The sequence below is a fragment of the Camelimonas abortus genome, from assembly GCF_042432745.1.
In the GTDB taxonomy this organism is placed as follows: Bacteria; Pseudomonadota; Alphaproteobacteria; order Rhizobiales; family Beijerinckiaceae; genus Camelimonas; species Camelimonas abortus.
The window spans coordinates 438,645-455,282 of record NZ_JBHLWR010000006.1 but is presented as its reverse complement, the minus strand read 5'-3'; the positions used below and the strand labels follow the sequence as shown (position 1 = coordinate 455,282).

The 16,638-nt window shown below is 74.5% G+C and carries 13 protein-coding genes and 1 other RNA gene; 7 read left to right on the top strand and 7 right to left on the bottom strand.

Annotated features, from left to right (window positions below; translation table 11 throughout):
* Positions 1 to 3 precede the first annotated feature (3 nt).
* Both ACFFJB_RS04420 and ACFFJB_RS04415 read right to left on the bottom strand, forming a co-directional pair.
* A complete protein-coding gene (locus ACFFJB_RS04420; RefSeq protein WP_376829842.1) occupies positions 4 to 450 on the bottom strand; it encodes a DUF2946 family protein in 447 nt (148 codons plus the stop codon).
* A gap of 168 nt (positions 451 to 618) precedes the next feature.
* Positions 619 to 1,515 carry a thymidylate synthase gene (locus tag ACFFJB_RS04415; RefSeq protein ID WP_376829840.1) on the bottom strand — a complete coding sequence of 299 codons (897 nt, stop codon included), beginning with the start codon at positions 1,513 to 1,515 and terminating at the stop codon, positions 619 to 621.
* A 635-nt stretch (positions 1,516 to 2,150) separates the two neighbouring features.
* Here ACFFJB_RS04415 and ssrA point away from each other — a divergent pair.
* The 5 genes from ssrA to ACFFJB_RS04390 all read left to right on the top strand — a co-directional run bounded on the left by ssrA (position 2,151) and on the right by ACFFJB_RS04390 (position 4,589).
* Positions 2,151 to 2,503, top strand: a transfer-messenger RNA (tmRNA) gene (ssrA, locus tag ACFFJB_RS04410).
* 20 nt (positions 2,504 to 2,523) lie between these two features.
* The gene (locus ACFFJB_RS04405) at positions 2,524 to 3,120 is read left to right on the top strand and encodes an SspB family protein (protein ID WP_376829838.1); all 597 of its coding nucleotides are present in this window, start codon (positions 2,524 to 2,526) and stop codon (positions 3,118 to 3,120) included.
* 221 nt (positions 3,121 to 3,341) lie between these two features.
* Positions 3,342 to 3,962 (top strand): glutathione S-transferase family protein, encoded by a 621-nt coding sequence (locus ACFFJB_RS04400; RefSeq protein ID WP_376829836.1) that lies wholly within the window; start codon positions 3,342 to 3,344, stop codon positions 3,960 to 3,962.
* A gap of 149 nt (positions 3,963 to 4,111) precedes the next feature.
* The gene (locus tag ACFFJB_RS04395) at positions 4,112 to 4,321 is read left to right on the top strand and encodes a DUF4169 family protein (RefSeq protein ID WP_376829834.1); all 210 of its coding nucleotides are present in this window, start codon (positions 4,112 to 4,114) and stop codon (positions 4,319 to 4,321) included.
* Positions 4,293 to 4,589, top strand: coding sequence for a ribbon-helix-helix domain-containing protein (locus ACFFJB_RS04390; RefSeq protein WP_376829832.1), 297 nt, complete (start codon positions 4,293 to 4,295; stop codon positions 4,587 to 4,589). The genes ACFFJB_RS04395 and ACFFJB_RS04390 overlap by 29 nt, the downstream gene beginning before the upstream one ends.
* Positions 4,590 to 4,737: 148 nt before the next feature.
* Here ACFFJB_RS04390 and ACFFJB_RS04385 read toward each other — a convergent pair whose 3' ends face one another.
* The 4 genes from ACFFJB_RS04385 to ACFFJB_RS04370 all read right to left on the bottom strand — a co-directional run bounded on the left by ACFFJB_RS04385 (position 4,738) and on the right by ACFFJB_RS04370 (position 11,565).
* Positions 4,738 to 8,268: an AsmA family protein gene (locus ACFFJB_RS04385; RefSeq protein WP_376829830.1), complete on the bottom strand. Its 3,531-nt coding sequence runs from the start codon at positions 8,266 to 8,268 to the stop codon at positions 4,738 to 4,740.
* 101 nt (positions 8,269 to 8,369) lie between these two features.
* Positions 8,370 to 9,791, bottom strand: coding sequence for an FAD-binding oxidoreductase (locus ACFFJB_RS04380; protein WP_376829828.1), 1,422 nt, complete (start codon positions 9,789 to 9,791; stop codon positions 8,370 to 8,372).
* A gap of 231 nt (positions 9,792 to 10,022) precedes the next feature.
* Complete coding sequence (locus ACFFJB_RS04375; protein ID WP_376829826.1) at positions 10,023 to 11,018, bottom strand: NADPH:quinone oxidoreductase family protein; 996 nt, start codon at positions 11,016 to 11,018, stop codon at positions 10,023 to 10,025.
* A 142-nt stretch (positions 11,019 to 11,160) separates the two neighbouring features.
* Entirely contained in the window at positions 11,161 to 11,565 is a 405-nt protein-coding gene (locus ACFFJB_RS04370; protein WP_376829824.1) for a hypothetical protein, read from the bottom strand.
* A gap of 493 nt (positions 11,566 to 12,058) precedes the next feature.
* Between ACFFJB_RS04370 and ACFFJB_RS04365 the strand changes: the two genes are divergently transcribed.
* Together ACFFJB_RS04365 and ACFFJB_RS04360 are read left to right on the top strand one after the other, a co-directional pair.
* A complete protein-coding gene (locus ACFFJB_RS04365; RefSeq protein ID WP_376829822.1) occupies positions 12,059 to 14,521 on the top strand; it encodes an ATP-dependent helicase in 2,463 nt (820 codons plus the stop codon).
* 254 nt (positions 14,522 to 14,775) lie between these two features.
* Positions 14,776 to 15,207: a hypothetical protein gene (locus tag ACFFJB_RS04360; RefSeq protein ID WP_376829820.1), complete on the top strand. Its 432-nt coding sequence runs from the start codon at positions 14,776 to 14,778 to the stop codon at positions 15,205 to 15,207.
* 366 nt (positions 15,208 to 15,573) lie between these two features.
* Here the strand turns inward: ACFFJB_RS04360 and ACFFJB_RS04355 are convergent, their stop codons facing one another.
* The gene (locus ACFFJB_RS04355) at positions 15,574 to 16,308 is read right to left on the bottom strand and encodes a carbonic anhydrase (RefSeq protein ID WP_376829818.1); all 735 of its coding nucleotides are present in this window, start codon (positions 16,306 to 16,308) and stop codon (positions 15,574 to 15,576) included.
* Between the last annotated feature and the right edge of the window lie 330 nt (positions 16,309 to 16,638).

The window sequence follows — 16,638 nt, the reverse complement described above, 5'->3', positions numbered from 1 at the left end:
TGTTCAGTTGCCGGAAGACAGGCCGCCGGCGACGGCGGCCGCGGATGGGCGCGTCCGGCGCAGGGGCGGACCGCGCGGCAGCGACGGACCACGACGGAACGGGGTGAAGACGGAGCGGGCGGCGGCGGGCGCGGCGACGGCGACGGCCTCCCGCCGCAGCGGAACGGACGCCGCCTCCGGCGCGGGCGCGAGCGGCGGACCCGGCAGGCCGGGGCAGCAGCAGGCCCCGGCGTGCGTCGCGGCGGCGTCGCCGGCGGGGTCGCCGGCCGCCGCGCTGCCCGAGCAAATCACATGGACGCCGCCCGCCCCCAGGGCGGCGAAGGCCGCGGCCCCGGCGAGCGCCGGCGCCAGCGCCGCCACCCAGGCGAGAAGCAGCAGCAGCGACGCCCGCGCGCCGCCGCGCAGGCGGGAGACGCCGTCATGCGGCATGATGCGGATCCTCGCCGTCACTGGCTTCTCCGTTCTGGCGCCGCCCCCGCCGGCGAACGGCGCGGGCGTCGCAGGGAACGCCGCGCCCCGGCTGCCCGGCGCGAGGGCGCCCGGGGCGGCCGGGGCGGCCGGTTGCCGCCACGGCCGCGCGGCGGGCGCGCCCGTGGGCACGCCGCATGCCCGCAAGACCTAGACGGCGACGTCGGCGTGAATGGCCGGGTGGGGGTCGTAACCCTCCACCACGAAATCGGTGATGCGGTAATCGTCGATCGACGCGGCCTTGCGGACGAGGCGCATGGTCGGCCAGGGCCGCGGCTCGCGCCGCAACAGCTCCTCCGCCTGCTCGAGGTGGTTGAGATAGAGGTGCACGTCGCCGCCGAACCAGATGAACTCGCCCGGGCGCAGGTCCGCCTGCTGGGCCAGCATCAGCTGCAGCGCCACGGCGTTGATCCAGTTGAAGGCGACGCCGAGAAACAGGTCGGCGGAGCGCTGGAAGCACAGGGACGACAGCCGGCCGTCCGACGTAACGTAATACTGGTACACCATGTGGCAGGGCGGCAGCGCCATGTCCTGCAGTTCGGCGACGTTCCAGCCATGGAACAGCATCCTGCGGCTGGCGGGAGTGCGGCGCAGCATGTCGACCAGCCCGGCGATCTGGTCGTATTCGCGCCCGTCCGGCCCGCGCCAGCGGCGCCACTGCCGGCCGTAGACCGGCCCGAGATCGCCCCAGCGGGCGGCGAAGTCCGCGTCCGCCAGGATGCGCCGTTCAAACTCCTCCTGGCTGAGATTTTCGCCGGTCTCGCGCCGGTAGCGGTCCAGGGGCCAGTCGGTCCAGATGCGGACGTTCTCGCGCAGCAGCGGGCGGATGTTGGTCTCGCCGGTCAGGAACCACAGCATCTCCTTGACCGCGGTTTTCCAGTAGATGCGCCGGGTGGTGAGCAGCGGCACGACGCCGCCGGAAAGGTCGAAGCGCGCCATGGCGCCGAAGATGGAGCGGGCGCCGACGCCGGTGCGGTCCACGCGCTCGTCGCCATGGCGCAGGACGCGCTCAACGAGATCGAGATACTGGTGCTCCGGATGCCGCATGGCCTGCCCTGTTCCGAATCGCCGGGACGCCTGCGCGCCGCCGCGCGTCTTCCTCACAGCCGTCCGTAGTCCATCGCCGGCCCATATGGAAGCGCCGCGGCGCCGGCCGCCCTCCGGACGGCGCATCTCCCCCACCCCAGCCCGGAACGCCCCGCCGGGACGGCGGCGCGCCGCGCGGCGGGCCCGGCGACTGTCCGGAGGAATTCGCGCGGCGGATGGCCGGCCGCGGCGAACGGCCGCCGGGCGACCACTTCAGGCCCGCCACATTTCGGGCCCGCCACATTTTGCGTCAGTCTCACCACGCCGGCGCCGGGCGCGAAGCCGTCGCTCCTGCGCCGGCGCAGCCGCCAGCAGGAGTTAGCCTGCAATCTCCGCCGGCGTCCCGCCCTGCGCGCTGGCGAAGCGGAATGAGGGCTGGAGCCCGGCATGCGCGCGAGCTCCATTCCGGAAGGTCCGGCGCACGGGCTGGTCAACCGGGCCGCCGCGGACGTCTCCTGTCCCGGGACCGCGACGCCGCCGGCACGGCGGATCATCCGGAGGATGACCTGGCGGCGCCGCGCGACGGCGCGCCGCCGGCGGGGGAGCGACCGGACGTCCACAAGGCGAATGGGCGGCGCGCGTTCTCCGCGCCCTCCCCCCTTCCACCGGCGGGCGACTGATCCTATATTCAGGACGCCGCCGCAAGGCGGCTATGGCGATAAATGGTCATCGGAATAAGCCTTTCGGACCCGGGGGCGGTACCCGGCGCCTCCACCAGAACCCGGCCTGGCCGGGCTCCGGCGGGGGCGAAACAGGATCGACGAGGGTGTAAAGGATGTACTTTCGCCCGGCATGGTTCCGCCGTTATCGGGCCGTAGCAATAGTTGCCAACGACAACTTTGCTGAGGTTCGCGTGGCCGCGTAAGCGGTCGGGCAATCTCGACCAAAGTCCTTGCGGCTAGCCCCGCAAGGCGGGGCCCGGAGGCGCCTGGCAACAGAAGCCTCCACTTCATTTTCACGCGGGGCCCCATGCCAAAAGACCACATCCGCTACGATCTGCTGGTCCAGAACGCGCTCAAGGGCGTCGTCCGCAAGGTGCTGGCCGACGCCAGCCGCGACGGGCTCCCCGGAGAACACCACTTCTACATCTCCTTCCGCACCAACGCCCCGAAGACCCGTCTCTCCAGCCGTCTGCGGGAGAAATATCCGGAGGAGATGACCATCGTCCTCCAGCACCAGTTCTGGGATCTGGCCGTCACCGACAGCCAGTTCGAGGTGGGCCTTTCCTTCGGCGGCGTGCCGGAGCGCCTGGCGGTGCCGTTCGACGCCGTCACCGGCTTCTATGACCCTTCGGTGGAATTCGGCCTGAAGTTCGAGGTGCGCCCCGAGCCGGAGGCGCAGGCCGCGGCGGAGGAGCCCGAGCCGCGCCCGTTCACGCCGCGCTCGCTGCGCGAGCGGCGGGACGTGGACGACCCCGCCGGCGAGACGCCCGCGCCGGCCGCCTCCGCCGCTGACGCCGCCGCCAGCGACGGCGACGCCAGGGACGGCGGCGACGAAGCCGGGCCGCAGCCGCCCCAGGGCGGCGCCCAGGTGGTGAGCCTCGACGCCTTCCGCAAGAAGCACTGAGCCTGCGCCGCTTTCGCGCCGGGCGTTTTCCCCTTGTTCTCCACGCAACCGGCCGTGCGCCGGAGGCGCGTCGCCTGCGCCGTCCGCCCCGGCGCCGGGCGGGCTTGCCACGGGCGTTTCCCGCGCGAAATTCTTGTCGCCGCGTGCGGATTGTCTAACCTGCCGCCGCCCGCCGGCGCGGCCGGCCGCGCCGGCGGCGCCCCTGCGAGAGGTTTGCGACCATGAAGTTTTTTTACGCCCCCGGCGCCTGCTCCATCGGCGTTCACGCCCTGCTTGAGGAGACCGGCAAGCCGTTCGAGGCCATCCGGCTCAACCTGTCGGAAGGCGACCAGCGCAAGCCGGAATACCTGGCCGTCAACCCCAAGGGCAAGGTGCCGGCGCTGGTGCGCGAGGACGGCAGCCTGCTCACCGAATTCGTGGCCATCGCCTGGTGGCTCGGCGCCGCCAACCCCGAGCTGAAGCTGATCCCGGAGGCCATCGACGACCAGGCGAAGGCGCTCTCCGTGCTGTCCTACGTCACCGGCACGGTGCATCCCCTGGGCTTCACCCGCATCTTCCGGCCCAATTACTTCGCCGTCCGCGATGAGGACCACGACGCCATCCGCGCGCTCGGCGCGGAGAACGTGGAGAAGGGCCTCGCCATTCTCGAGGAGGAGCTGGGCGGGCGCGACCACGTCGCCGGGGCGCTGTCGGTGGCCGATTACGGCCTGTTCTACATCTGCTGGTGGCGCGTCACGCGGCTCAGGGGCAGCCTGCCCCCCGGCCTTGACGCCCATTTCCGCCGCATGATGGCCCGCCCGGCGGTGCAGCGGGCGCTGGCCCGGGAAGGCTTCGCCGGCTGAGGCGTCGCGTCGCTCCTGGCGACGGCCGTTTTCCGGCCCCGGACGCTGGAGCCGCCGCCGCATTCGTGGCGTAATGATCGCGTCATGTTTCCTCCCGCCGGGACGGTTCCGGCGGGAGACGTGGCGGGCCCCAAACGCGGAGAACGCTCATGGGCGACGTGATCAACTTCCGGCAGGCGCGCAAGTCGCTGGCGCGCCGGAACAAAGAGGAGGCCGCGGCCCGCAACCGTGCGGTCCATGGCCGCTCGAAGGCGCAGAAGGAGCGCGACGCGGCGGTGACCAGCCTCGCGGAGCGCCGCCTCGAGGCCCATCGCCGCGACCACCGCGCCGATGACGACGACACCGGCGCCTCCGCCTGAAGCCGCGCCGCGCGCGGCGGCGCCGGCGGAGCTGGCGGCGCGCAGCGGCGTGCGCAAGCGCTCGCTGGTCATCGCCGGCCACAGCACCAGCGTCTCGCTGGAGGAGGCGTTCTGGCGGGCCCTGCGCGACATCGCCGCCGCGCGGGGGCTCTCCGTGGCGCGCCTTGTCGCCGACATCGACCGGCGCCGCGGCGACGCCAACCTCTCCTCCGCCATCCGCGTCTTCGTGCTCGGCGAGCTCCTCGCCCGCGCCGGCGACGGCCGCTGAGCGCCGGAGGGCGCGCGCCTCTCCCCTCCTCTCCCGCGAACCGCGTCCAGATCCAGGGACCGGCGCAGGCGCGCCCGCAATGCCCGGCGCCGACGGCGCGCGCCTTCCATGGCGTCCGTTCCGGCCCGCCGGCGAGGCCCGGCCGCGCTCACGGCTGGCGCGGCTGCGCCGGCGGCGGCTGGCGCAGCAGGCCGCGGGCCTCGTCCAGCCCTTCCCGGGCGGCGCGCAGCGCCTCCTGTTCGGCCTTGCGGCGGGCGTCCTCCTGCTGGCGGCGGCGTTCTTCCTCGCGCAGGCGGGCGCTCTCGCGTTTCCACGCCTCCACCCGCTGCAGCTCGTCCTCAAGACGCAGGGCGGCGAGGCCGGTCTCCAGCTCGCCCAGGTCGAGGCTGCGCGCCGGCGCGGCCAGCGGCCCGCGCCAGGCGAGAACCAGGGCCGGCGGCGCGCCCTTCCAGCGCGACGGCGCCTGCAGCGCCTGCAGCCGCGCCGAGGCGTCCAGGGTGAACCGCCCGAGATCAATGGCGACGGCGCCCTGCAGCCGGCCGCCGCCGGCCGTCACCGCCGGCGGATCAATGCGCAGCACGCCGCCGGTCATCACCATGGGGGCGCGCAGCTCGCCCAGCGGAAACGGCGCCCGCGCCAGCTGCGCCCCGGCCGCGCGCGCCGCCACGGGGCGCTGCAGGGCGCTGTCGTCGCCGGCCAGCGCCGCGACCGTGGCCGCCGCGGCGTCCGGCGCCGCCGCCGCCAGCGTCCCGCCCGAGAGGCGGACCGCGCCGCTGCCCGAGAGGCTGGCGACGATCGCCGCGACGCTTTCGCCGGCGGCGCCCGCCGTCAGGTCGGCGTCGATCACGCCGGCGAGGTCGCGGACGCCCCAGGCGGCCAGCGGCGCTCCGGCCAGCCTGAACTCCGCCATCACCGAGGCCGCCCCGCCCAGCCGGCGCAGGGTCAGCATGCCGGAGAGCACGCCGCCGTCGCGCCCCAGCGGGGTCAGCAGCGGGGCGTTGACGAGGGCGAAGCGCGCGCCGTCCTCAAGGCTGGCGACGCCGAGGCTGGCGTCGCGGACGCTGACGCCGGCGGCCAGCTCCAGCCGCCGCGCCTTCAGCGTCAGCTCCAGCTGCGGCGCCTCCGGCCCCAGGAAAGGCGGCGGCGGCCCGAAGCGGGCCGTGGGCCAGCGGCCGTCGCCGGCGGCCGTTGCGCCAGGGACCAGCAGGCCGGCGAGCGCTGGCAGCGACGCCTCCGCCACCGACACCTCGGCCGCATGGCCGCTGCGGCCGGCCAGGGGCGCCGCCGAGCCGGAAAACGGCGCCCCGCCCGCGACGCCCTGGAAGGTGAGCCGCCACGCCGGCCCCGCGCCGGCGATCCGCCCCTCCAGCGTCAGCGGCGCCGGCGCGGACGCCCCGCCTGCTGGCGCAAGTCCGGCGAGCGCCAGCAGGCGCGTGGCGTCGGCGGCGGCGAGGGTCAGGCGGGCGCCGGCGCGGTCGCGGTCGTAGCCGAGTTCGGCGTCCAGCGCCCGGGCGCGGACGCTGGCCGTCCAGCCGCCGTCGCGCGGCTCGGCGGTCACGACGAGACTCCACGGCCCGGCCGGGGCGGCCAGCAGCAGCAGGCGCGCGTCCCCGCCTTGCAAGGTGAGTTCGGCGCGTTCGGGACGGAGCAGGCCGCCGGCGGCAGGCGGCGCCATGGCGAGGCTGCCGCTGGCGGCGAACAGGGGGACGTCGCCGCCGGCCGCGCCGGTGAAGTCAAAATCGGCGCCGCCGTCGGCGCGCAGGCGCGAGGTGAAGCGCGCCTCCGCCGGACGCGCCAGCTCCGGCCGGCGCAGCGCCGCCAGCGCCCGGCTCCATGCGCCGCCGGCGCCGGGCGCCGCCCAGGCGGCTTGCGCCAGCCTGGCCAGCGCGGCGAGACTGCCGGCCCGGACGGCGCCGGAGAGCGGCGCGCCCGGCCCGGCCAGGGCGCCGGCGGCGGAGATGTCGACGCCGGCGAGATCCTTCACCTCAAGCCGGCGCAGGGTCAGGCTGTCGCCGTCGCGCGCCAGCTCCAGCTCCGCCCGGCCGGCGGCGGCGCGCGCGCCAAGGCGCAGCTGCTCGCCGGTGAAGCGGATGTCGAAACGGCGCGCGGCCGCGCCCTGCGCCTGGCCGAGCCAGCGCCAGACCGCGCCCAGCCCCGGCGGCAGATCGCCGAGGTCAAGCCCGCGCGCCGAAAACTGCGCGGTGAGCCGCGCGGGGGCGCGCAGGTCGCCGGCGTCCGGAGCGATCAGACCGGCGATCTCGCCATCGCCGGTCTGCAGGCGCAGGCGGTGCAGCGCCATGGTTCCCTGCGCGGCGCCCAGGCGCCCCTCGACGGTGAGGCGGTCCTGGCGGCTGATCCAGGCGGCGAGGTCCGCCGCCAGCCCGATCCGGCGCAGCCACTGCGCCGCCAGCGCCGGCCGCGGCGCGGCGAAACGGAGCGTCACCCCGGCGAACGGCCGCGGCGCGCCGCTGAAATCCGCGGAAAAGCTGAGGCTGGCCTCGCCCGGCAGGGCGACGCGGCCGTCAGACACGGCGAGGCCGTCCGCACGCGCCCTCAGCGTCGCCGCGGCGGGGCCGGTTTCCGCGTCGCCCAGCGCCAGGGCGCCGGCGGCGAGGCGCAGGCTGGCGCCCGGCGGCAGCACGCTGCTCCAGCGCCCGACTGCCCCGGCGGCGCGCGCCAGCGCCTCCGTCACGGCGGACAGCGCGTGATCGCCCCCGCCCTCCAGGATGTCGGCGCCCCCCGGCAGCCGGTCCAGCTCGACGCGGGGCGCGCGCAGCGAGAACGCGAGGCTGGCGGGGTCATCGAGGTCGCCGCCGCCTTCGCCCTCCAGCCGCACCGGCAGCGCCGGATCGCCCGCCTCCAGCACGACGTCGCGCGCGGCCAGCCGCGCGCCGGCCAGCTCCAGACGGGCCGACAGCGACAGCGCGCCGGCGGGGCCGTCGCCGGCCCGGCGCAGCGACAGCCGGCCGTCCGCCGCGGCGATGACGCCGCGGGCCGCGAGCACGTCGCCGTCGAACGCCAGCCGCCCGGTCTGCGCGCTTTCCGCCCCGACATCCACGCGCAGGCGCATGCGCCCGTCCGCCTCGCGCCGGCTGGCCAGCAGCTGGAACGGCGCGCCTCCCGCCTCGCCGGCGACGCGCCATGGCCCGGCCAGCGACGCCGCCGACACGGAGGCGTTGATTGCGGAGACGGAGACGCGCGCCCGGCCGCCTGCGTCCGCCACGGTCAGGCGGCCGTCGCGCACGCGCACGGAATCCAGCGCCGGCGCGAAGGCAGGGCCCTGCTGCGGCGCCGGCGCGCCGGCGGCGGGCGCCGCCTGCAGGGTGAGACGCAGTTCAGGCCGGTCAATGGAGGCGTCGACGACGCGCAGCGTTCCGCCCAGCAGGGCGCCCGGCGACAGCTCCGCCCACACCCGGCCGGCGCGCAGCAGCGGCTGCGCCGGGGCGGCGCCGTCGCCGCCCGGCGCCCAGGCGGTGAGGCCGGCGGCCTCCAGCGCCGGGGCGGGCAGCAGGCGCAGCGACAGCTTCCCGCGGGTTTCGATGCGCAGGCCCAGCGCCTCGCCCAGCGCCGCGTCGACGCGGGCCCGCTGCGCCTGCCAGTCGATGAAATGCGGGCCGGCGAGCGCCGCCAGCAACGCCACGATCACGGCGACTGCGAGCACGGTCAGGAGATCACGCACCTGGCTGCAACTCCACTTCGGCGGAAACGGCCGTCATATGGGGGCCTGCGCCCGCCGTCGCACGCCCGCCGCAGCGCCCCCCGACCCGCGCCGGAGCCGCGTCAGGCGGCGCGCGGCGGCAGGATCTTGCCCGGGTTCATCAGATTGTCCGGATCGATGGCCGTCTTGATGGCGCGCATCACGTCGAGCGCGTCCTCACCGTGTTCGGCGGCCATGAACTTCATCTTGCCCTGGCCGACGCCGTGTTCGCCGGTGCAGGTGCCGCCCATGGCGATGGCGCGGGCGGCGAGCCGCTCCAGAAACCCCTCGATGGCGGCGCGCTGGGCCGGATCATTGACGTCGAAAAATGGCTGGACGTGGAAATTGCCGTCGCCGACATGGCCGACGGCGCCGCCGGGAATGCCGATGCGCTCCAGGTCCTGCATGGTTTCCGCGACGCAGTCGGCGAGGCGCGAAATCGGCACGCACGCGTCGGTGGCGAAGGTGAGCATGCCAGGGTTGGCGGCGCGCGCGGCCCAGTAGGCGTCGTGCCGCGCCTGCCACAGGCGGGTGCGCTCCTCCGGGCTGGTGGCCCACCGGAACGGGCCGCCGCCCAGCGCCTCCGCGATTTCGCCGAAGCGTTCGGCCTGTTCCTTCACCGAGGCGCCGGAGCCGTGGAACTCCAGCAGCAGCAGCGGCGTCTCCGGCAGGCCGATTTTCGAATAGGCGTTGACCGAGCGCACCGAGGCCACGTCCAGCAGCTCGATGCGCGCCACCGGAATGCCGGACTGGATGGTCTGGATGGTTGCGTCGCAGGCGGCGTGCACGGTGGGGAACGGGCAGCAGCCGGCCGAGATCGCCTCCGGCACGCCGTGCAGGCGCAGGGTGATTTTGGTGATGACGCCGAGCGTGCCTTCCGAGCCGACGAACAGGCGCGTCAGGTCATAGCCGGCGGAGCTCTTTCTGGCCCGCGAGCCGGTGTGGATCACCCGCCCGTCGGGCAGCACCGCCTCCACGGCCAGCACGTTCTCGCGCATGGTTCCGTAGCGCACGGCGTTGGTGCCCGAGGCGCGGGTGGCGGTCATGCCGCCGATGGAGGCGTCCGCCCCGGGATCGATGGGGAAGAACAGGCCGGAGTCGCGCAGGTATTCGTTCAGCTCCTTGCGGGTGACGCCCGGCTCCACCACGCAGTCCAGATCCTCCGCATTGACGGCGATGATCTGTTTCATGCGGCTGGTGTCGATGCACACGCCGCCGGAGGGGGCGTTGACGTGGCCTTCCAGCGAGGTGCCGGTTCCGTAAGGGATCATCGGGACCTTGTGGGCGGCGCACAGGCGGACGATCTCCACCACCTCGGCGGTGGTCTCCGGATAAACCACCGCGTCCGGCGGCTGGTTGCCCTGCCAAGTGAGGGTGTTGGCGTGCTGCTCGCGAATGGTGCGGTTCAGGGTGAACCGTTCGCCGAAGCGCCGCTGCAGCGCGGCGAGCGCCGTCTCGCGCCCCTCATCCGCCGTCCGCCGGTCCTGTTGCGCCGTGACCGTCATGGCCGCACTCCCTCCGTCTCCTGGGCCCGCCTCCCGGGCGCCGCCGCCGTCCGGCTGCATGAAACCGCATGGCGGGGCGTTCGCCAAGCTCCGCGCTGAAGGGCCGCGTTGAAGGGCGCCGCCGGGGCCGGACGCGCGGCGCGCAATCCGCGGGGCGCGGGCGTGGACGCCCGGGGCTGGCCGGGCGTCCATGCGGCGGCCGGCGCCGCGGCCGTGCGGCGTCAGGCGGCGTCACGCGCTCCGGGCGGCGGCGCCGACGGTGACCACCGGCTTGCCGATGTTCTCGCGGTTGAGCATGCGCCGCAGCAGCGCCGGCGTCTCCTCCAGCGGATAAGTGGCGGAAGGCTGCGGACTGATCCGCCCCTCGCGCGCCAGCGCGATCATGCGGGCGAAAATCTGCGCCGCCGCGTCTTTCTCCGCCCGCACGTGGCCGCCCCAGTCCACTCCGACGATGCTGGCGCGCTTGAGCAGCGGCAGGTTCAGCGGAATTTTCGGAATCTCGCCGCCGGCGAAGCCCACCACCAGATGCCGGCCGCCCGGCGACAGGCAGCGGAAAGCCGTCTCCGACCAGCGGCCGCCCACCGGGTCATAAATCACCGTGAGCGGGCGGCCGTCGAGCGTCGCCTCCAGCGCCCCGCGCCAGTCCGGGGCGCTGTAATTGACGGTGAGATGCGCGCCGGCCCTGGCGCAGGCGGCGAGACGCTCCTCCGACGAGGCCGCCGCCACCACCGTGGCGCCAAGGGCCCTGGCCACGTCGATCGCCGCCATGCCGACCCCGCCCGAAGCGCCCAGCACCAGCACGGTCTCGCCCGGCTGCAGGCGGCCGCACGTTTCGAAGCCGTAAATCGCGGTGGAATAGTTGACCAGCGCCGCCGCGGCGGCCACGGAGCTGAGCCCGTCCGGCAGCGGCGCGCACTGGGCGGCGGCGGTCACGGCCTTCTCGCACAGGGCGCCGCGCTCGGCGAGCGCCATCACCCTCCGGCCCACCAGGGCGGGCGACACCTTCTCGCCCACCGCCACCACCGTGCCCGCCAGCTCGCTGCCGGGAATGAACGGAAGCGGCCGCTTCACCTGATAGGCGCCGCGCACCACCAGGCCGTCCACAAATCCAAGCCCCACCGCCTCCACGGCGATCACGGCGTCATGGGGGCCGGGCTCCGGCTCCGGAATGTCGGCGATGACGAGATTCTCGGGCTCGCCATAGGCGAGGCACTGCACGGCCTTCATGATGCTCCCCGGATGCTGTTCCGTTCTGGCGGGAGCTTTGCCGCGCCCGGGGCCGCCGCGCAAGCCGCCGCGGGCGGCGCAAAAGACGCAAAAGAAAGGCCGCGCGCGGCGCGGCCCCTTGCGGCGTGGACCCGCGCGGCGCTCAGCAGGGGCCGGCGCCGCAGGCGCGGATGCGGTCCGAGAAGTTCTGCTGCTCGATGCGCTGGATCTGCTGCTGCTGCTGCAGATAGCGCAGCTGGCTGTCCTGCCGGACCTGCTGGTCGCGCAGCGAGCGCTCCATGGAGCGGTTGAGGGCGCGCACCGTCTGTTCCTGACGCGCCCCGCCGGCGTCCATGTCCCCGGCGCGGGCCGGCGCGCCGGCCAGCGCCCACAGCGCCGCCGCCGCGGCGAGCGCGGCCGCAGCCGCGCCAATGGCGGCGAGACGGCGCAGGCGCGCCTGCTCCTCACGCGAAACCGCCTTCGCCTTCACGGCGGCGCGCGAACGGCGCGCGGCCTGCCGGCGCAGGGCGGTCTCAACGGCGGCGTGACCAGAAAGACGGCGGTCCATGGCGAATATCCCCGTGCGCTCCCGGGCGAACGGCCAGGGCGGAGCGGAAAGCGACGCGCTTTCATCCCCAATATAGGCGCGCGCCGGCGCTTTCCCAGCGCCGGAGCCACAAAAACCGGCGACGCGGAATGGTTGCGGCGTCGCAGGGGCGCGCACTCGACTTCCGTTCTCGTTATGGTCCAGAGTGACGCCGGCGGGCCCGCCGGACGAATCAGCCGGCGCCGGCTGGCGATCGCCGCTGGCGGCGCCCACATATGCGCAGGCGCGCCGGCCGCATGGCCCCGCCATGGATCACGGCCATGGCCGCCGGGCGGACCGCCGAAGGGGCCGCCCGTCCTGGCCGGCCCGGGCGCGAAGCCAGTGGTCATGAATCTTCGGGCCATGAATCTTCGGGCCACAAATCTTTCGGCCATGGACCGCCCGGCCGCGGCGCCATGGCCTTGGCGGCGGCGGACAGGCGCCGCGCCGGCCGGACGGAAACAGAAGCAGGTCGATGCACGGTTCTGACGACACTTCCGGGCGCACGCCCGCGCCCGCCCATTCCCCGCGCCCAGGCGGCGTCGCCGCGCGCGCCCGCGCCGCCGCGGACGGCGACGCCGGTCCGCGCGCCGTGGCCCCGCGGCCGGCCGCCGGCTATCTCGACGGGCTGAACCCGGAGCAGCGTCGCGCCGTCGAGACCACGGAAGGCCCGGTGCTGGTGCTGGCCGGCGCCGGCACCGGCAAGACGCGGGTGCTCACCACCCGCATCGCCCATATCCTGGCCACCGGCCGCGCCCTGCCGTCGCAGATTCTCGCCGTCACCTTCACCAACAAGGCGGCGCGGGAAATGAAGGAGCGCGTCGGCCAGCTGGTGGGCCCGGCGGCGGAGGGCATGCCCTGGCTCGGCACCTTCCATTCCATCAGCACGCGGCTGCTGCGCCGCCACGCCGAACTGGCCGGGCTGAAGCCCACCTTCACCATCCTGGACACGGACGACCAGATCCGGCTGATGAAACAGGTTCTGCAGCTGGAGGGCGTCGATGAGAAGCGCTGGCCGGCGCGCCAGCTCGCCGGCCTCATCGACGGCTGGAAGAACCGGGCGCTGGGACCGTCGCAGGTTCCGGCCGGGGAAGGCGCCGCCTTCGCCAACGGCCGCGGCGTGAAGCTCTACGCCATGTACCAGGAGCGGCTGAAGACGCTGAACGCGGCGGATTTCGGCGACCTGCTGCTGGAGACCATCCGGCTGTTCCGCGAGCACCCGGACGTGCTGGCGCAATACCAGCAGCGCTTCCGCTACATTCTGGTGGACGAATACCAGGACACCAATGTCGCCCAGTACCTGTGGCTGCGCCTGCTGGCCCAGGGGCGGGCGCCGGAGGCGCGCAACATCTGCTGCGTCGGCGACGACGACCAGTCGATCTACGGCTGGCGCGGGGCCGAGGTGGACAACATCCTGCGCTTTGAGCACGACTTCCCCGGCGCCGCGGTGGTGCGGCTGGAGCTGAACTACCGCTCCACCGGTCACATCCTGCACGCCGCCTCGGAGCTCATCGCCCACAATGAGGGGCGGCTGGGCAAGCGGCTGCGCACCGAGGACGAGGACGGCGAGAAGGTCGTCATCACCGGCGCATGGGATTCTGAGGAGGAGGCGCGGCTCATCGGCGAGGAGATCGAGGCGCTGCAGGCCAGGGGCCACTCCCCCGGCGACATGGCCATTCTGGTGCGCATCTCCGCCCAGATGCGGGAGATCGAGGACCGGCTGGTGCAGCTGGGCGTCCCCTACCAGGTGATCGGCGGCCCGCGCTTCTACGAGCGCATGGAGATCCGCGACGCCCTCGCCTATCTGCGCTGCGTGGTTTCGCCCGCGGACGACCTCGCCTTCGAGCGCATCGTCAACACGCCCAAACGCGGCCTTGGCGACGCCACGCTGCAGGCGCTGCACGCCCACGCCCGCGCCGCGCGCATTCCGCTGATGGAGGCCGCGCGCTTCCTGGTGGAGACCGAGGAGCTGAAGCCGAAGGCGCGCAAGACCCTGCGCGACCTGCTGGCCGACTTCGCCCGCTGGAGCGCCGCCGCCAGCCACATGCGCCAGGGCGAGCTGGCCGAGCTGGTGCTGGAGGAGTCCGGCTATGTCGAGATGTGGCGGCGCGACCGCTCGGCCGAAGCCAGCGGGCGGCTGGACAACCTGAAGGAGCTGGTGCGCTCGCTGGAGGAGTTTCCGGACCTGCCCGCCTTCCTTGAGCACGTGTCGCTGGTGATGGAGGCGGCGGAGGGCGAGACAGGCGAGCGCGTGTCGCTGATGACGCTGCACGCCGCCAAGGGGCTGGAGTTCGACACGGTGTTCCTGCCCGGCTGGGAGGAAGGGCTGTTCCCCAACCAGCGCGCCCTCGACGAAAGCGGCCTCGCCGGCCTGGAGGAGGAGCGCCGCCTCGCCCATGTGGGCCTCACCCGCGCCCGCCGGCGGGCGCGCATCTATTTCGCCAGCAACCGGCGCATCCACGGCATGTGGAACGCCACCATCCCCTCGCGTTTCATCGACGAACTGCCGGAAAGCGCGGTGGAGGTGGCGGACGCGCCCGCCTCCTCTTACGGCGGTTATGGCCAGAGCCGCTTCTCCCGGGGAGAATACGCCGGGGCCATGCCCTCCAGCTACGCCACGCCCGGCTGGCGGCGGGCGGAGGCGCGCGGCTTCGGCCAGGGCGGTTTCGGCCGCGACGGCTACGGCGGCTCGCAGTTCGCCGCCGGCCGCGGCGGCGGGCGGGCCCGCGCCGGGGCGCGGCGCGACGGCCCGGTGATTGAGGGCGAGCTGGTGGCGCGCTCGACCGGCGTCTCCGCCTTCCAGGTGGGGGCGCGCATCTTCCACCAGAAGTTCGGCCCCGGCTCGGTGACCATGGTGGACGGCAACAAGCTGACGGTGGAGTTCGACAAGGCCGGCCGCAAGACGGTGCTGGACAGCTTCGTCGAGGCGGCGGGCTGACGGCCGCCGGGCGGCGCCGGCGCGGGCGGCCGTTGCGCATGGCGCCAAATCACCCGATGATGCGGCTAACCATTCGCGCAGGCCGCACGGGAATTGCGCGCAAACCGGATTGCGCCGCCACCGGCGCGCGCGGCAGGATGTCGGCAGCGCGCGACACGTTCATTCCGTTGCAGGGGCTGTTCCGGCGCGCCGCCGCGCCCCGCAACCGCCACGGTGCAGCGCCACCGCTCAACGTCGTTACAAGGAGATTCCGCATGGCGAACATCCCCCCGGCTTCCGATGCAGGCGACGCCGCCACACTTCCCGCCCTTGGCCTGCGGTGGGCCGCCCTGCGCGGCATGCTGGGCTCGCCGCTGATCGACGCCGAGGACCAGCGCGAGCTGCGGCGCGAGCTGCTGCAGGAACTGAAAACCGTCGAGCAGTCGATGTCGCGCGTGGCCGCCCGCAGCGGTCTGGAGCTGTCGACCAAGATCGACGTGCTCGCCCAGGCGCTGCGGGAGCTGAGCTTCCCTGACGGCCGCAACGCCCTTGACCTGCTGGAGAGCATCCGCGCCGACGTCGCCACCCTGGTGCCGCGCAATCCGGAGAAGCCCACGCATCTCAGCCGCGGCCCGATCCTGCAGCGCCCTGCGGACAGCAACCCGGGCGTTTCCTCCGGCCCGTCCGCCTCCGGCGGCGCCAGCTGAGCCGCTGCCGGCCGGCGCGCCTGAGGCGCCGGCAGGCGGCGCAGAGGCCGGCGTGAACATGGCCGCGCGGGCTCCCGCGCGGCCTTTTTGCTGCGCCCCGCCGTCGGCTCCCTGGCCTGACCGGGCCGCGGCCCGGCGCAGCCCCCATGGACCGCCGCCGCCGAAACGCCAAGACCGGGGACGCGCCGTGACCAGGGACGCGTCACGACCAGGGGGCGTCATGACCTGAGTCGCGTCATGACCTTGCCGGCCATGGCCCGGCGACGCCGCACGGCGGCGCGCTCCCCGGCGCTCCGCTCCCGTATTGCGACGCCCCGGCGTCTCTCCACGGTGTCGCCGCGTCCGGAGCCCCTGCGGAGGGCGGCCTCAGCCCTCGAGCGGCAGCACCCGGCCGGAAGCGATGTCGTAATAGGCGGCGGCGACCAGCAGGCGCCCCTGTCGCGCCGCCCCGGAGACGACGGCGCTCTGCGCCATGATGCGCCCGGCGGAATCACGGGCGGCTGCGGCGATGGCGCCCTCCAGCCGCATCTGGGCCGGCCAGCTGGCGGGCATGGCGCGCAGCGCCGCCCCAACCGCCGGCGTCAGCGCCGCCACCACGTCGCGGATGTGTCCGCCGGGCCGGGCGCCGCCCTCGATGGCGGCGACGGCGGCCTTCACCGCCCCGCAGCCGCTGTGGCCGATCACCAGCAGCAGCGGCGCTCCCAGTTCGGCGACCGCGTATTCGATGCTGCCGATGGACTGGGCGTCGGGCGCGGCGCCGGCGTTGCGCACGACGAAGATGTCGCCGAGGCCCTGGTCCAGGATGATTTCCGGCGCGACGCGCGAGTCGGCGCAGATGAACACGACGGCGAAGGGAGACTGCCCGCCGGCCAGCCGCCGGCGTTCGCCGGCGCCGACCGGCCGCCGCCCGGCGCCGCGGCGGAAACGTGCGTTGCCGGCCATGAGCCGCGCCATCGCCGCCTGCGGCGACGGCTGGGCGGCCGCGAGGGCCGCCTCCGCAGCCCGCGCCAGCGGACCGCCGGCGGCCATGAGCGAGGCCGCCGCCAGGCCGCCGAGAAAACGTCGCCGTCCCCACGCCGCAGGCTGGCACTGGTCGCACATGCGCGCGCTCCTCTCGTCAGGAGACCATCACGTCGTCAGGAGACCATCACGGGCGCCCGCCGGGAAAACCCGCCGGCGGGAAGAACCTCCGACAGGAAAACCCTCCGCCGGACCGAACCATCGCCTGGGCGGCACCGGAAACCGGGCCGCATTTCCGGAACATGCCGGCGCGGCCGCCCGTATCCCGCCCCGTCGCCCGGAACAACGGCTGGCCACGACCGCAGGCCGCCTGAAAAACAGGGCGGCGGACGCCGTATTTACGGTAACATGCGGAAAATTGCTTGCGGATATGCTAATGGACGGCGACGGCCGGCGCAATCGCCGGCGCCG

Bases quoted from the DNA above. Each gene is read 5' to 3' on its own strand.
- ACFFJB_RS04415 (WP_376829840.1), bottom strand. From the start codon at position 1,515: ATGCGGCATCCGGAGCACCAGTATCTCGATCTCGTTGAGCGCGTCCTG.
- ACFFJB_RS04405 (WP_376829838.1), top strand. From the start codon at position 2,524: ATGCCAAAAGACCACATCCGCTACGATCTGCTGGTCCAGAACGCGCTC.
- ACFFJB_RS04400 (WP_376829836.1), top strand. From the start codon at position 3,342: ATGAAGTTTTTTTACGCCCCCGGCGCCTGCTCCATCGGCGTTCACGCC.
- ACFFJB_RS04395 (WP_376829834.1), top strand. From the start codon at position 4,112: ATGGGCGACGTGATCAACTTCCGGCAGGCGCGCAAGTCGCTGGCGCGC.
- ACFFJB_RS04390 (WP_376829832.1), top strand. From the start codon at position 4,293: ATGACGACGACACCGGCGCCTCCGCCTGAAGCCGCGCCGCGCGCGGCG.
- ACFFJB_RS04380 (WP_376829828.1), bottom strand. From the start codon at position 9,791: ATGACGGTCACGGCGCAACAGGACCGGCGGACGGCGGATGAGGGGCGC.
- ACFFJB_RS04375 (WP_376829826.1), bottom strand. From the start codon at position 11,018: ATGAAGGCCGTGCAGTGCCTCGCCTATGGCGAGCCCGAGAATCTCGTC.
- ACFFJB_RS04370 (WP_376829824.1), bottom strand. From the start codon at position 11,565: ATGGACCGCCGTCTTTCTGGTCACGCCGCCGTTGAGACCGCCCTGCGC.
- ACFFJB_RS04365 (WP_376829822.1), top strand. From the start codon at position 12,059: ATGCACGGTTCTGACGACACTTCCGGGCGCACGCCCGCGCCCGCCCAT.
- ACFFJB_RS04360 (WP_376829820.1), top strand. From the start codon at position 14,776: ATGGCGAACATCCCCCCGGCTTCCGATGCAGGCGACGCCGCCACACTT.
- ACFFJB_RS04355 (WP_376829818.1), bottom strand. From the start codon at position 16,308: ATGTGCGACCAGTGCCAGCCTGCGGCGTGGGGACGGCGACGTTTTCTC.